This window comes from Microbulbifer aestuariivivens, assembly GCF_039545115.1.
GTDB classification, from domain to species: domain Bacteria; phylum Pseudomonadota; class Gammaproteobacteria; order Pseudomonadales; family Cellvibrionaceae; genus Microbulbifer; species Microbulbifer aestuariivivens.
The window spans coordinates 79,660-94,971 of the sequence record NZ_BAABRT010000010.1 but is presented as its reverse complement, the minus strand read 5'-3'; the positions used below and the strand labels follow the sequence as shown (position 1 = coordinate 94,971).

General features: G+C 63.2%; 10 protein-coding genes. 6 read left to right on the top strand and 4 right to left on the bottom strand.

Going from position 1 to position 15,312, the window contains the following annotated elements; all coding sequences use genetic code 11:
* Nucleotides 1-61: 61 nt before the first annotated feature.
* The gene (gene gcvP / locus ABEA58_RS07835) at nucleotides 62-2,953 is read right to left on the bottom strand and encodes an aminomethyl-transferring glycine dehydrogenase (RefSeq protein ID WP_345550346.1); all 2,892 of its coding nucleotides are present in this window, start codon (nucleotides 2,951-2,953) and stop codon (nucleotides 62-64) included.
* Between the two features lie 684 nt (nucleotides 2,954-3,637).
* On the opposite strand from gcvP, the gene ABEA58_RS07830 reads away from it, so the two are divergent.
* Nucleotides 3,638-4,057 carry a hypothetical protein gene (locus tag ABEA58_RS07830; RefSeq protein WP_345550344.1) on the top strand — a complete coding sequence of 140 codons (420 nt, stop codon included), beginning with the start codon at nucleotides 3,638-3,640 and terminating at the stop codon, nucleotides 4,055-4,057.
* Between the two features lie 322 nt (nucleotides 4,058-4,379).
* On the opposite strand, the gene ABEA58_RS07825 is transcribed toward ABEA58_RS07830, so the two are convergent.
* Together ABEA58_RS07825 and argS are read right to left on the bottom strand one after the other, a co-directional pair.
* Nucleotides 4,380-5,264 carry a dTDP-4-dehydrorhamnose reductase family protein gene (locus ABEA58_RS07825; RefSeq protein WP_345550342.1) on the bottom strand — a complete coding sequence of 295 codons (885 nt, stop codon included), beginning with the start codon at nucleotides 5,262-5,264 and terminating at the stop codon, nucleotides 4,380-4,382.
* Nucleotides 5,265-5,406: 142 nt separating this feature from the next.
* A complete protein-coding gene (argS, locus tag ABEA58_RS07820) occupies nucleotides 5,407-7,143 on the bottom strand; it encodes an arginine--tRNA ligase (protein WP_345550340.1) in 1,737 nt (578 codons plus the stop codon).
* A gap of 116 nt (nucleotides 7,144-7,259) precedes the next feature.
* Here argS and sbcB point away from each other — a divergent pair, with 116 nt between their 5' ends.
* The 5 genes from sbcB (at nucleotide 7,260) to ABEA58_RS07795 (ending at nucleotide 13,195) form a co-directional block, all read left to right on the top strand.
* Nucleotides 7,260-8,687, top strand: coding sequence for an exodeoxyribonuclease I (gene sbcB / locus ABEA58_RS07815; protein ID WP_345550339.1), 1,428 nt, complete (start codon nucleotides 7,260-7,262; stop codon nucleotides 8,685-8,687).
* Nucleotides 8,688-8,916: 229 nt separating this feature from the next.
* A complete protein-coding gene (locus ABEA58_RS07810) occupies nucleotides 8,917-9,933 on the top strand; it encodes an aspartate carbamoyltransferase (protein ID WP_345550337.1) in 1,017 nt (338 codons plus the stop codon).
* A 292-nt stretch (nucleotides 9,934-10,225) separates the two neighbouring features.
* Nucleotides 10,226-11,701 carry an NfeD family protein gene (locus tag ABEA58_RS07805; protein WP_345550335.1) on the top strand — a complete coding sequence of 492 codons (1,476 nt, stop codon included), beginning with the start codon at nucleotides 10,226-10,228 and terminating at the stop codon, nucleotides 11,699-11,701.
* A gap of 64 nt (nucleotides 11,702-11,765) precedes the next feature.
* Nucleotides 11,766-12,530, top strand: a complete 765-nt coding sequence (locus tag ABEA58_RS07800) for a slipin family protein (protein ID WP_345550333.1) — start codon at nucleotides 11,766-11,768, stop codon at nucleotides 12,528-12,530.
* Nucleotides 12,531-12,547: 17 nt separating this feature from the next.
* Nucleotides 12,548-13,195: a MarC family protein gene (locus ABEA58_RS07795; protein ID WP_345550332.1), complete on the top strand. Its 648-nt coding sequence runs from the start codon at nucleotides 12,548-12,550 to the stop codon at nucleotides 13,193-13,195.
* A gap of 56 nt (nucleotides 13,196-13,251) precedes the next feature.
* Here ABEA58_RS07795 and pgi read toward each other — a convergent pair whose 3' ends face one another.
* A complete protein-coding gene (gene pgi, locus ABEA58_RS07790) occupies nucleotides 13,252-14,874 on the bottom strand; it encodes a glucose-6-phosphate isomerase (protein ID WP_345550331.1) in 1,623 nt (540 codons plus the stop codon).
* Nucleotides 14,875-15,312 lie beyond the last annotated feature (438 nt).

The window sequence follows — 15,312 nt, the reverse complement described above, 5'->3', positions numbered from 1 at the left end:
CCATTTTTCTTTTCGCCGTGGGCAACCTGCCGGGCCAGAGCTTGGCCCACTAGCTGATGGCTCAGTCCATATAGCTCTCAACCGGCGGGCAGGAGCAGATCAGGTTGCGGTCCCCGTACACATTGTCGATGCGGTTGGACGCGGGCCACACCTTGTGTGCCTTCAGCCATGGGGCGGGGCGGCCGGCCACATCGCGGGAGTAATTGTGCGGCCACTGGTCCGCCATCACATCCTCAAGGGTATGCGGGGCGTTGTGCAGCGGGTTGTCGTCAGCACTGTAAACCCCGTTGGCCACGTCTTCGATTTCCCGGCGAATAATCGTCATGGCCTCGATAAAGCGGTCCAGCTCTTCCTTGGACTCGCTCTCGGTGGGCTCGATCATCAGGGTGCCGGCCACCGGGAAGGACATGGTGGGGGCGTGGAAGCCGAAATCCATCAGGCGCTTGGCGATGTCCTCTTCACTGATGCCGCTGGCCTCCTTGAGCGGGCGCAGGTCCACCAGACACTCGTGGGCGATAAAGCCGTTGGTGCCGGTGTAGAGCAGCGGGTAGTGCTCGGACAGGCGTCTGGCGATGTAGTTGGCGTTCAGGATCGCGGTCTCGGTGGCCAGCTTCATGCCGGTTTTGCCCATCATGCGGATATACATCCAGCTGATCGGCAGAATGCTGGCGGAACCCCAGGGTGCTGCGGAAATCGTGCCGTTGACCGGATCGGTGCCCGGTACCTCGGTCACCGGGTGGCCCGCCAGGTAGGGTTTCAGGTGCTCGCCCACGGCGATGGGGCCCATGCCCGGGCCGCCGCCACCGTGGGGAATGCAGAAAGTCTTGTGCAGGTTCAGGTGCGATACATCGCCGCCGAACTTGCCCGGGGCGGCCACGCCGATCAGGGCGTTCATGTTGGCGCCGTCGATGTAGACCTGGCCGCCGGCCTGGTGAATCAGCTCGCAGATCTCGACGATCCCCTCCTCGAACACGCCGTGGGTGGAGGGGTAGGTGACCATCAGCGCGGCGATGCGGTCGCCGTGCTCTTCCACCTTGGCCTTGAGGTCGGCCATGTCCACGTTGCCCTTGCTGTCGCAGGCAACCACCACCACGCGCATGCTCACCATCATCGCGGAAGCGGGGTTGGTGCCGTGGGCGGAGGCGGGGATCAGGCAGATGTCGCGCTGGTGCTCACCCTTGGCTTCCAGGTATTTCTTGATGGCCACGAGACCGGCGTACTCGCCCTGGGAGCCGGCGTTGGGCTGCAGGCTCACGGCGTCATAGCCGGTGCAGGCGGCCAGCATCTGCTGCAGCTGGCGGAACATTTCCCCGTAGCCCTCGGCCTGGTTGGCGGGAACAAAGGGGTGCAGTTTGCCGAACTCGGGCCAGGTCACCGGGATCATCTCGGCGGTGGCGTTGAGCTTCATGGTGCAGGAGCCGAGCGGAATCATGGAGTGGTTGAGGGCGATGTCCTTCGACTCCAGTGTCTTCAGGTAGCGCAGCATCTCCGTTTCGGAGTGGTAGGTGTTGAACACCGGGTGGGTCAGGAAGTCGCTGTCGCGCACCAGCGCGGCGGGCACGCCCAGCGGGCCCTTGGCGGCGATTTCGCTGTCCAGCGCGCGCAGGTCGAGACCGTGCTCACCGTCGGTGAAGGCTTTGAGGATGTCGCACACATCGTCGAGGCTGGCGGTCTCGTGCAGGCTGATGCCGAGCTTGTCCCCGTCCACCTTGCGCAGGTTGATCTCCGCATCCAGCGCGCGCTGGTAGATGGCGTCGCGCTGGTCGCCGGCGACCACGGTGAGGGTGTCAAACCAGGTGTCGTGGGTCAGGTTAAAGCCCTGCTTCTGCAGGGCGCTGGCGAGAATATCCGCCAGGCGCTGGATGCGCGCGGCGATGGTTTTGAGCCCCTGTGGACCGTGGTAGACGGCATAGAAGGCGCTCATCACCGCCAGCAGTACCTGTGAGGTACAGATATTGGAGTTGGCCTTCTCGCGGCGGATATGCTGCTCGCGGGTCTGCATGGCCATGCGCAGGGCGCGATTGCCGCGGCTGTCCACGGAGACACCGATAATGCGGCCGGGAGCGGCGCGCTTGTAGGCTTCGCGGAAGGCAAAGAAACCGGCGTGGGGGCCGCCGTAGCCCATGGGAATGCCGAAGCGCTGGTTGCAGCCCACCACCACGTCGGCGCCCATCTCGCCGGGCGCCTTGAGGGCGACCAGGCTCATCAGGTCGGCGGCGACGGTGACCAGGGCGTTGGCCTGATGCACTTTGTCGATGATTGCGGTGAGGTCGCGCACCACTCCGGTGGAACCCGGATACTGGAACAGGGCGCCGAACAGTTCCGCGGGGATGTCCTTGTCGACATCGCCCACCACCACCTCAAAGCCGAAGTGCTCGGCGCGGGTCTTGATCACCGCGATGGTCTGCGGGTGGCAGTCCGCGTCCACGAAAAACACATTGGACTTGTTGCGCTTAACCTGGCGCTTGCACATGGCCATGGCTTCGGCGGCGGCGGTGCCTTCGTCCAGCATGGAGGCGTTGGCCAGCTCCATGCCGGTGAGGTCCATGATCATCTGCTGGAAGTTCAGCAGGCCCTCCAGGCGGCCCTGGGCGATTTCCGGCTGGTAGGGAGTGTAGGCGGTGTACCAGCCCGGGTTTTCCAGCACGTTGCGCAGAATCACGTTGGGGGTGATGGTGTCGTGATAGCCCATGCCGATAAAGGTGCGGAAGATCTTGTTGCGCCTGGCCAGCCCGCGCAGCTGGGCCAGCGCCTCCTCCTCGTTGACCGCATCGGCCAGGTCCAGGGCATCGGACTTGCGGATGGCGGCGGGCACGGTTTTCTCGATCAGCTCGTCCAGTGTCGCCACGCCGAGGGTCGCCAGCATCTCTTTCACCTGGGCCGCGTCGGGGCCGATATGGCGGTGAATAAATGCGTCGTGTTGTTCCAACTGCTCAAGAGATGGCTGGGTCATAAACTTCGTTCCTGTATCGCAGGGAGTAGTCGCTGGAATTGCGCCCGCGTGCGGTCGGTGGCACCGGGTAAAAATAGCAGAGCGCCGCGGGATTCCCGCTTTCCGCCACACCGGGGAAGGTGGGCGGGACAGAGCCTCCGGGAGAGGCGAGCGGTCGTGGCGCCCGGTCGAGCCGCGCGCATCTTAGCAACCGCAAGGCCGCCGGGCAATCAGGCTTCGATTGGCGGTGAAACTGCTGTAAATCCGCTTCCTGTGTGATGGCTGTCCTAAAAATGGCGGTATTTCCAGATTTTGTTTCTGGCCTCTCCGGGGGCTTCCCGCTGGCGCTGTGTTTTACCCGATCTGCGGCGGTGACCACGCGGGGCCGCTGCCGGTGGACTATGGTGAAAGGTACCCACAGCGTTTGCCGTTGGCCGCCCTCCGCCGAGGCTCTGGTCTTGTGTCGGGTCTTTTGTCGGGTCTTATAAGGCCGGCTGTATAGAGCCGGCTGTGTAAGATCGTCTGTATAAGATCGGCTCCTGTCTGGCCGCAGCCGAGAGAGGCCCACAGAGGCTCGCTGAGGCTTACAGAGTCCCACTGAGGCAGGGCACACCGCGCAACAGGGCACAGACACGGGACACGGGACACGGGATAGCTAAGTGTATAAGGATAAGCGGGCATTGCTGATGCGGATGGCCCCAGAAATTGCGGAAACTCACCACCATGGCGCATAGACTCTATATCGCCAGTGACCAGTTGATGGTCTTTCACCTGTATACCGTGCTGGAAGCAGCGGGCATTTCCGTGCTCACACAGAAAGCGGCGGTGGATGTGCCCCAGGCGCAGGGGGCGCCACTGGTCTGGCATTCCGAGTTGTGGCTGCTGCATGAAGGTCAGCTGGCGGCCGCGCGGCGCTTGCTGGAACTGTTTCTGAGCAGCGAGGCGCCGGACGACCTCCCGGCCGATCCCCAAGTTACTTCTCAGGTCATCTCTCAAGATGCCTCTCAAGCCGTTTCTCAAATTGCGCGCCAGGTCGATGCCCCAGACCGGCTCGCCCCGAGCCGGCGCTCTTGCCCGGCACCTTCGGCTGCTGGTGCGGCAACCTCTATCGCTAATTTGACCTGACGGATCGCTTCTCTCTGTCTGTGGCTTCTGTCTGTTGCTTCTCCTTGTGTTTTCTCTCCGTTGCTTCTCTTGGTCGCCGCTCTTAACTGTCTCTCTTAATTTTCTCTCTTAACCTTCTCTCGATCATTTCGCCGCTCGCGATCCCTTCACTGCGTCAGGCACCCTCGTTACCCCCAATTCTTTCAGGCTCTTCGGGGGGCAGGGCTCGTTGCTTCGCTCCTCGCCACACTAACTCCTCGCTACACTTTCTCCTCGCCACCCTAACTCTTCTGCAACGTGCAGCTTGCCTTATTCAGGTGCGGAGACCGGTTCATGCCCAGGTTTAGGCACAAAGGGGTGCCAGTGCGCGGGCGAGTTGCCGCTCGAGGGTGTCCTGCCCCCGAATTCCAAGACTGGTCAGGCGTGACTTGTCCAACTGGCAGTTTCGCGGGCGCGGCTGTTCGAAGCGGGGGGCGCTGTCGGGGTGGAGATGGCCGCTGTCCAGCCCGGTGATGTCGGCGATTTTCTGTGCCAGTTCATAGCGGGTGCAGCCGCTGTCGCCGCTCCAGTGGTAAATCCCGTGGAAGGTGGCGCCGTCGAGCACTCGGGACAGGATCTGGGCGAGAACGTCCGCCACTTCCTCCACGCAGGTGGGGAAGCGGATGGCCCAGTAATCCACAGCCTGCGGGGTGCGGTTCTGCAGTGTCTCCAGCAGTCCGGTGACACCGGACTCGCCGGGATATTGCGCCGGGCCGAACAGCAGTGGCAGGCGCAGTACCCAGTGGTCGCCGCTGCCGAGAACAGCCCGCTCACCGGCGAGCTTGCTGCGACCGTAGAAGTTGAGGGGGTTGGGGGTGTTATCCACTGCGTAGGGTGGGGCGTTGCCGTCGAACACGTAATCCGTGGAGATATAGGCCAATTGCGCCCCGGCGGCCTCACACTGCCGCGCCAGAGCTTCGCTGGCCGCCACGTTCAGCTGCCAGCTGCGCTCCGGCGCCTGTGCGCAGCGGTCCGGCCAGCGCTCCGCCGCGCAGTGAATAACCAGCCGTGGCCGCAGGGTATCGAGGGCGCTGTTCACCGCGTTGCGGTCATTGAGGTCCAGCGCCAGCAGGCCGTCGCCGGCGCGGGAAAAAGCGCAGCCGGTGGCCTGTAAGCGCGCATCGCGCTGGAGTCGGGCGAGCACGCTGCGGCCAAGCAGGCCGGAGGCGCCGGTAACAAGGATATTCACTGGCGGTTCTCCATCAGCAGGCCTCGACTGGCGGGGGGTGAAGGGTGAAGCGTGAAGCGTGAAGGATACGGGAGCGGCAGAAGGTATTGGCGTAAGGCAAGAAAAGCGCGGCCACAGGGCCGCGCAGCGCTAAATGACCGCTCTACATTTTCTCCATCACTTCGATCCCCAGCAGGTCGAGGCCAGTGGCCAGGGTGCGGGCGACCAGGTCGCAGAGCTGCAGGCGGCTCTGTTTGTCTTCCTCGCTCACTCCCTCTTTCAGTACCGGGCAGGCTTCGTAAAACGCCATATAGGCGCTGGCCAGCTCGTAGAGGTAGCCGCACAGCACGTGGGGGAAGGTGTCCCGGGCCACCTGCTGCAGCACTTCGCCAAACTGGCACAGTTTGATGGCGAGGGCGCGCTCCTCCGGCTGCTTCAATACGATGGCGCCGCCGAGCTGCGCCGGTTCCAGACCCGCGCGGCGGAAGATGCTGCGCACCCGCGTGTAGGCATACTGCAGGTAGGGGGCCGTATTGCCCTCGAAGCTCAGCATGGCGTCCCATTTAAAGACGTAGTCGTTGGTGCGGGTCTTGCTGAGGTCGGCGTATTTCACCGCGCCGATACCCACCTTGCGTCCGATTTCGGCGCAGGCGGCGGCGTCGAGTTCCGGGTTCTTTGCCGCCACCAGTTTCTGCGCGCGCTCGATGGCCTCGTCCAGCAGCGCCGACAGTTTCACCGTGCCGCCGGTGCGGGTTTTAAACGGCTTGCCGTCGTCGCCCATCATGGTGCCGAAGGCGCAGTGTTCGAGGGAAACGTCTTGCGGCAGGAAGCCGGCCTTGCGCGCGGTGGTGAAGGCCTGCTGCAGGTGCAGGGACTGGCGCGCGTCCACGGCGATAATCACGCGGTTGGCGTGCAGGTGGTTGGCGCGATAGCGGATAGCGGCCAGGTCGGTGGTGGAGTAGAGGTAACCGCCGCCGCGCTTCTGGATGATCATCGGGCTGGGGTTGCCCTCCTTGTCCGCCATCTCTTCGAGGAACACCACCACGGCGCCCTGGTCGCGCACGGCGATGCCTTTTTCCAGCAGTTCGTTCACCAGCACCGGCAGATCGGCGTTGTATTCGCTCTCGCCGTAGACGTCGCTGCGCTTCAGGGTGACATTGAGCTTGTCGTAGATTTCCTCGCTGTGGCTGATGGAGATATCGATAAACTGCCGCCACAGTTTCAGGCACTGGGCATCGCCGCCCTGCAATCTGACCACGTAATCCCGCGCGCGGTCGGCAAAGCCCTCTTCCTCGTCGAAGCGGATTTTCGCCTCGCGGTAAAAGACTTCCAGGTCCGCCAGCGCCACTTCGGCATCGTTGTTTTCCAGCTTGTCGGAAAGGTGCGCCAGCAGCATGCCAAACTGGGTGCCCCAGTCTCCCATATGGTTCTGGCGAATAACCTTATGGCCCTGGAATTCCAGCAGTCGCGCCAGCGCATCGCCGATGATGGTGGAGCGCAGGTGCCCCACATGCATTTCTTTGGCGAGGTTGGGGCTGGAGTAGTCGATCACTATCCGCTGTGGTTCGCCATCGAGGGCGATATTGAGGTTGGGGTCCTGCGCGGCGGCGCTCAGCTGCCTGGCCAGCCAGGCTTCACTCAGGTGCAGGTTGATAAACCCGGGGCCGGCGATTTCCGCTTTTTCGATCATTTCGCCCCGGTCCAGCTGCTCGACGATCTTCGCCGCCAGTTCGCGCGGGTTGGTGCCCATACGCTTGGCCGCGGCCATGGCGCCGTTGGCCTGGTAGTCGCCGAAGCCCGCTTTCTTGGCCGGGGCGACCACCGGCCCGCATTCTTCGGGGATACCGGCGGCAAGCATGGCGGCCTGGACTTTGTCGGAAAGGAGCTGGCGAATATTCATAGGGGAAGATGCTGCTGTGATTCGTGGGATGGCGGAATTTTAATGGGCGCCGGGGGCTTTGCAACCGGCACCGGTCAGGGCCGATGATATGATGCCTGCAAATAAAAGGGGGACCCGTGAGCGCAACCACACTCTACTGGCACGATTACGAGACCTGGGGCATCGACCCCGGAGCCGACAAGCCATCCCAGTTCGCCGGGCTTCGCACCGACGAAGACCTGAACATTGTAGGTGAGCCGCTGATGCTCTACTGCCGGCCCGCCGACGACTGCCTGCCGCAGCCGATGGCGAGCATCGTCACCGGCATCAGCCCGCAGCAGGCCCAGCAGCAGGGGGTGCCCGAGCTGCAGTTTATCCAGCGCATTCTCGCCGAGCTGGGTGCGCCGGGCACCTGCGGGGTGGGTTACAACAGCCTGCGCTTCGATGACGAAGTCACCCGCCACACCCTCTACCGCAATCTGCTGGACCCCTATGAGCGCGAGTGGCGTTCCGGCAACAGCCGCTGGGACATTATCGATATGGTGCGTCTCACCTACGCCCTGCGCCCCGATGGCATTCAGTGGCCGCAGCGGGAGGAGGGCATACCGTCTTTCCGCCTTGAGGAGCTGACGGCGGCCAACGGCATCGCCCATGAAGGGGCCCACGACGCCCTGTCCGATGTGCGCGCCACCATCGACATGGCGCGCCTGATTCGCCAGCGCCAGCCGCGCCTGTACGACTATGTTTTCCGCCTGCGCAGCAAGCGCGAGGCGGCGGCGATGATCGATCTGCAGGCGCGCAAGCCGCTGTTGCATGTGTCCGGCAAGGTGCCGGCCAGCCAGGGCCACCTCACCTATATCGTGCCGCTGGCGGCCCACCCGGTGAATCGCAACGCCATCATCGCCGCCAATCTGGCCATGGACCCGCAGCCCATTCTGACGCTGGATGCCGATGCCCTGCGCCAGCGTCTTTATACCGCCCGCGACAAGCTGGGGGAGGGCGAGCTGCCCGCCGGCCTGAAGCTGATTCACCTGAACCGCTGCCCGGTGCTGGCGCCGCCGAATATGCTCGACGACCAGCGCGCAGCGGCACTGGGCATCGACAAGGCCGCCTGCGAGCGGCACTGGCAGGCGCTGCGCTCCGCAGACCTGCGCGAGAAACTGCAGCAGGTGTTTGCCGAGGGGGATTTCCCTGAGCGGGATGTGGAGGCCAGCCTCTACAGCGGCTTTCTGGCGGACGCCGACCGGGATATCTGCCGCCAGCTGCACCGGGAGCTGCAGACCCGCGGCCCGGAGGCGCTGGCGGCGCCGGTGCCGTTTACCGACCCGCGCCTGCCGGAACTGCTGTTTCGCCTGCGCGCGCGCAACTTTCCCGAGACGCTGTCAGCGCAGGAGCTTGAGCACTGGCAGGCGTGGCGTTACCGCCGCCTGACGGACCCGGCCGCCGGCGCCAGCATTACCCTTGAGCCCTATTTTGAGGAGATTGCCGCGCTGCGCGAGCAGTACCCGCACAAGGCGGCGCTGCTGGACCAGCTGGAAGCCTGGGGGGATGGGCTGCTGGCCTGAGCGCGGCGAGGAGGGCAGGGCAATGATTGTGGTACTGGCTCTGCTTCTGGCAATGGCTTCCGCAGGAGCCGGGCCGTTGCCGTGGCCCCCAACAACAGAGACTGCCGGCCATGCCGGCCAGCCGCCGGCACCCTAAACTGCAACAATATCGGGATGGGCGGCGGGCTGTTTTCCAGTAGAATGCGCCCCGGCAAAGCAAGCGCAAAGCAGCGCAGTCAGTGGAGTAGCGATGGACTTTATCGGAGCCAATATCCTTTCCGTCAGCCAGTTCGAGCGGGCGGATATCGATCGCGTTTTTGCAGTGGCGGACAGCATGGGGCCTTACGCGCGCCGTGAGAGAGTCACCCGTGTACTGGAAGGCGCCATTCTCGGCAATATGTTCCTCGAGCCCAGCACCCGTACGCGCCTCAGCTTTGGCGCCGCCTTCAACCTGCTCGGCGGCACCGTGCGCGAAACCGTGGGCATCCGCGCCAGCGCCATGGCCAAGGGGGAATCCCTTTACGATACCGCGCGGGTACTGTCCGGCTACAGCGACGTGATCTGTATGCGCCACCCGCAGGCGGGTTCGGTGGCGGAGTTCGCCGCCGCCAGCCGGGTGCCGGTGGTCAACGGCGGCGATGGCGCCAACGAGCACCCCACCCAGGCCCTGCTGGACCTGTATACGATCCGCCGAGAGCTGGCCGGTAAGGGCCGCTCGCTGGATGACTTCCGCATCGCTCTCATCGGTGACCTCAAACACGGTCGCACCGTCCACTCCCTGTGCAAGCTGCTGTGCCTGTTTAAACAGGTGCACCTGACCTTTGTTTCACCGCCGGAGCTGGCCATGCCAGAGGCGCTGGTGGAGCAGCTGCGCGCCGTTGGGCACACCGTTGTGGTCACCGACCAGTTGGAAAACAGCATTTCCCAGGTGGATATTGTCTACTCCACCCGCATCCAGGAAGAGCGCTTTGCTTCCCAGGAAGAGGCCAACCTGTATCGCGGCCGTTTCCGCCTCAACCGCGAGATATTTACCCGTCACGCCCAGCCCAACACGGTGATCATGCATCCGCTGCCGCGGGACTCCCGCGCCGAGGCCAATGAGCTGGACATCGACCTGAACGAGCACCCGAGCCTGGCCATTTTCCGCCAGACCGACAACGGCCTGCTGGTGCGTATGGCGCTGTTCGCCATGCTGTTGGGAGTGGAGGACAAGGTGGAAGATTACGCCCGCCCCGTCACCTGGCAGAGCCGGCGCACGCCCATTTGATGCTGACGCCCCTGCCCCGCAGCGGTTGCTGGGGGCGGGGGCAAGGAAATGCGGGCAAGGGCAGGGGACAGATGGCAGCCCTTCCGGCAGCGATCCAGCGCCTCACTGCCGCGCCCCGCCTGCCCGCTTTTTTTCACCTGTCTGTCTCTTTTCCTCCCACCTTCTTTCTCTCCCGCTCTCTTTCTCTATAGCGCCCGCGCCCGCCTGCCGGTGCATCCCTGACGACTGCCCTGCAGGGCTGGATTTCTGATAACCTGCATGAACCGACATTCTCGCTGCCAGGATTGGTGTCATGCTGAAATGGATTTCAGAAAGAATGTATCTGCCTACCCGCGGCTTGGTCGCACTGGCGCTGCTGGCCATCCTCGCATCGCTGGCGGTAGCCCAACAGGAGCCAGCGCCGCACGTGGCGAAGCTCTCCATTAATGGCCCTATCGGCCCCGCCACCACCGACTATCTGGCCCGTGCCATGGAGGAGGCCTCCGGGCAGGGCGCGCGCCTGTTCCTGATCCAGATGGATACCCCCGGCGGGCTGGACGCCGCCACCCGCGACATCATCCAGAATATTCTCGCCGCCGATATCCCCGTCGCCACGCTGGTGTACCCGGCGGGCAGCCGCGCCGCCAGCGCCGGCACTTATATTCTTTATGCCAGCCATATCGCGGCCATGGCCCCGGCGACCACTCTCGGCGCCGCCACCCCGGTGCAAATAGGCGGCGCCCCCGGGCAACCGCAGCCGGCACAGGAGCCCTTTGGGGCAGGTGCCAGCGATGGAAACAAAAACGGCGACAAAAGTGTCGACAAGGATGACGACCGGGGCGAGGGCAAAACAGCGACTGGCGAAGACGCGGCGGGGTCGGGAAGTGAAACGCCCCGGCCCGCCGGCGCCATGGAACGCAAGGTGGTCAACGACTCCGTGGCCTATATCCGCGGGCTGGCCAACCGCTACGGGCGCAACGCCGACTGGGCGGAGAAGGCGGTGCGCGAGGCGGCCACACTGACGGCGCGGGAGGCGGAGCAGCAAAACGTCATCGACCTCGTCGCCAGAAACCCACAGGAGCTGATCGCCCAGCTGGCTGGCCGCAAGGTTAACCTGGAGTCCGGTGAGGTCACGGTGCAGGAGGATATCGCCGAGCTGCCGGTACGCGACTACGAGCCGGACTGGCGCAATGAGCTGCTGGGGCTGATCACCAATCCCCAGGTGGCCTACATTCTGCTGCTGGTGGGCATCTACGGGCTCATCTTCGAAGGCTATAACCCCGGTGCTTTTGTGCCGGGCATCGTGGGGGTGATCTGCCTGTTGCTGGCTTTCTATGCCCTGCAGGTGTTGCCGATCAATTACGCCGGCCTCGCGCTGATTATCGTGGGGGCATTGTTAATTGTTGCCGAGGTCTTTGTGCCCAGCTTTGGCGCGCTGGGTATTGGCGGCGTGATAGCGCTGGTGATCGGCTCGGTGATGCTGATCGACAGTGAGGTGCCGGGCATGCAGGTGTCGCGCAAGCTGATCGGTGCGGTGGCCGGTGTCAGCGGTCTCGCCATGCTGGCACTGCTGATGGCGGTTGGTCGCAGCCTGCGCCAGCCGCGGGTGGCCAGTGAGCGGGCGATGGTCGGCCGCACCGGCAGGGTGAAAACCGTGGAGGCGGATGAAATCCTGATCATGATCGGCGGTGAGATCTGGCGCGCACACTGTGATGTGGCGCTGTCACCGGGGCAGCCGGTGAAGGTGATCGCGGAAGAGGGCCTGTGGCTGCGGGTTGCGCCCGACTAGCCCGGCCCTGATCAAAGAGTGGAAAGGACGGCAGCAATAACAACTGCAACAACGGAGTGAAGTCATGGTGAGTTATTTTCTGGGGTTGTTGATCGCAGCGGTGGTACTGCTGCTGATGTATGCGATCCGCATCCTGCGGGAGTACGAGCGCGCGGTGGTGTTTTTTCTCGGCCGCTTCCAGTCCGTGAAGGGGCCGGGGCTGATCATCATCATCCCGGTGATCCAGACCATGGAGCGGGTGGATTTGCGCACGGTGGTGATGGACGTGCCGACCCAGGATGTGATCAGCCGCGATAACGTGTCGGTGAAGGTGAATGCGGTGGTCTATTACCGTGTGATTGACCCGCAATCTGCCATTATTAATGTGGAAAATTACCACGAGGCGGTGAGCCAGCTGTCGCAGACCACCCTGCGCTCGGTACTCGGCAAGCACGAGCTGGACGAGATGCTGTCGGAGCGGGACAAGCTCAATGTGGATATTCAGAAAATCCTCGATGAGCAGACCGATGCCTGGGGGGTGAAGGTGACCAATGTCGAAATCAAGCATATCGACCTGGACGAGAGCATGATCCGCGCCATTGCCCGCCAGGCGGAAGCCGAGCGCTCCCGCCGCGCCAAGGTGATCCACGCCGAGGGTGAGGCGCAGGCGGCACGCAAATTGACGGAAGCAGCGGAGGAGCTGTCGAAGAACGCCAACGCCATGACCCTGCGTTATATGCAGACGCTCATTGATATCGCCGGTGAGCAGAATTCGACCATCGTCTTTCCGCTGCCGCTGGATCTGATTCAGCCGATGATCAAAAAGCTGGCTGGGGAAAATCCTGAATAATCCGGAGGAGGCCAACAATGGAGCTGGACCTAGCGCAGTTTAACCGCTCGTTTTTGCTGTTACTGGTCCTGCTCAACCCGTTTATTCTCAGTGTTTATCTGCTCGACCTGATTCGCGGTCTCGAGCTGAAAGTCTTTTCCGGCCTGCTGCTGCGCGCCTTCCTGATCAGCTTCTCGGTCTTCCTGTTGTTTGCCTGGTTCGGTGAGCAGATCTTTGACGATGTGTTGCAGGTGCGCTTTCTCGCCTTCCTGATTTTCGGCGGCGTCACTTTTCTGATTATCGGTATCCGGCTCACCCTGGGGGTGGGGGCGCCTATCCAGTCCATCAACCTGCATTCGCAGGAGGTCGCGGGAGCGATCGCCATGCCGTTTATCGTCGGGCCGGGCACCATCAGTGCCAGTGTCCTCGCCGGCAGCCAGCTGGGTGCGGTGGGCGGTTCCCTGGCCATTACCCTGGCGATGTTGATCGCCCTGGTGTCAATGATTCTGCTGAAAGTGCTGTACGACTGGGTGCAGACCCGCCACGAGCGCTATGTGCGCAGGTATGTGGAGGTGGCTGGCAGGATCACCGCGCTGTTTACCGGTTCCTTTGCCATCGACATGATTCTGAAAGGCATTGAACGCTGGCTGGCCCTGATAGGTGAAACCGGGCTGCCGTTAAGTTAGCCAGCCCGGCATTAAGGGGGCAGTGCGGGATCGGTGCGGGATCAGCAAGGAGAGGCTCAGAACAGCCGCTTCAGCAGCTCCCGGCTGGAGCCGTCCCAGTGCGCCGGCGCCTCTTGGCCGATGGCCTCGTGCACGGCATTGCCCAGTAGCTTGCCCAGCTCCACGCCCCACTGGTCGAAGGGGTTGATGCCTAGCAGGCACCCCATGGTGAACACCTTGTGCTCGTACAGTGCGAGCAGGGCGCCCAGGTGAGCGGGGTCCAGCTTTTCCACAATCAGGGTGTTGCTGGGGCGGTTGCCGGCAATGGCCTTGTGTGGCGCCAGCGCGTGCGCCTCCCGGTGGGTATAGCCCTGGGCCTCCAGCTCCTCCCTGGCCTCCTGCTGACTCTTGCCCTGCAACAGCGCCTGGCTCTGGCTGATGCAGCAGGCAAGCAACCAGCGGTGCTGCTCTGTCAGCGCCGAGGTGGGCTGCCTGATGGCGATAAAGTCGGCGGGGATCAGGTCGGTGCCCTGGTGCAGCAGCTGGTGGAAAGAATGCTGGCCATTGCTGCCCTCGGTGCCCCAGATGACGCTGCCACTGGGGTATTCGAGGCGCTGGCCACTGCGGTCAACGCTCTTGCCCAGGCTCTCCATATCCAGTTGCTGCAGCCACGCGGGGAATTTTGCCAGGCGCTGGGCGTAGGGCAGCACCACCTGGCTGCCAGTCTTCCAGCACTGTCGGTACCAGAAATGGATCAGCGCCATCAGCACCGGTAAATTGTTCGCCAGTGGCGCTTCGGCGAAGTGGCGGTCGATTTTATTGGCGCCCGCAAGCAGCTCCTCGTACACATCGAAACCGCAGCCGAGGGCGATGGGCAGGCCGATGGCGGACCAGAGTGAATAGCGCCCACCCACCCAATCCCACATGGGGAAGATATTTTCCGCGGCAATGCCGAAGTCCTGCGCGGCGACGATATTGCTGCTTACCGCCACGAAGTGCTGCGCCAGCTGCTCCTGACGGCAGCCGGCATCCAGCATCCACTGCCGCGCCGAGAGGGCGTTCTGCCGTGTTTCCAGGGTGGAGAAAGACTTGGAGGCAACGATAAACAGGGTGTTCTCCGCTGGCAGTGTGGCCAGGGTGTCACTCAGGTCGGCACCGTCGACGTTGGCGGCAAAATGCACCGAGAGATTTTCCCGGTTCCACGGGCGCAGAGCCTCCATCACCATGCGTGGGCCGAGATCGGAACCGCCAATACCAATATTGACCACATGGCGGATGGGCTGGCCGCTGAATCCCAGCCACTCGTCGCCGTGCACCTGCTGCACAAAGCGGCGCATCTGCAGCCGGCAGTCGGCCACCGCCTGCTCGTGCTCAGACCGCGGCTCGCCCTGAAAGCGCAATGCCGTGTGCAGGGCAGGGCGGTGCTCGGTGTTGTTGATGGCCACCCCGGACATGAGGTTGTGAATCTGGCCGCGCAGGTCTAGCGCCTCCGCCAGTTCCAGCAGCATCTCCAGGGTTTCCGGACGCAGGTGGTTCTTGCTGAAATCCAGGTAGAGGCCGCAGGCTTCGGCGCTGAATGCCTGGGCCCGGTTTGGGGATGCGCCGAACAGTTCGCGCAGGGACCATTTGTGATTTTCTTTGTGGGACCGCAGGCGGGCGATGGCTGCCGTGCGGTCAAGCGTTGGCGTTTCGGTGCTCATAATAATTTTTGCTCACGGCCGCCTGGATGGTAACAGCGGCTTGAATGGTCGCAGCGTTCAGGGGCCAGGACGGCTCTTTACCGCGCTTCGATGCTTGAGGTAATGCTAACCAGATTTGGTGGGAGGAGAAAGAGGAGAGGCTTTTTGTGTGGGGTGGAAAAAGCAAGTGCCGCTTCGGAAAGCGGCACTTGCTAGACAGACGCGGTCGGGCAAAGAATTTCAGGAAAACTGCGAGAGTAACCTGAAAATTTTCCTTACTTGACCACTTTCATGCAGCGGGTGTCATCGGATGCCATCCAGCAATCCGCGTCAGCCGGGCACGCCATTGAAAGCGGAATTTGCTCAGAGCCCGGAGGACAGGATGCCGGCGGTGTTGGTGCTGAGCAGCATCCCGCCAGAACCAGTGCACTGATAATTCCAATTAAATACTTGGCTGGA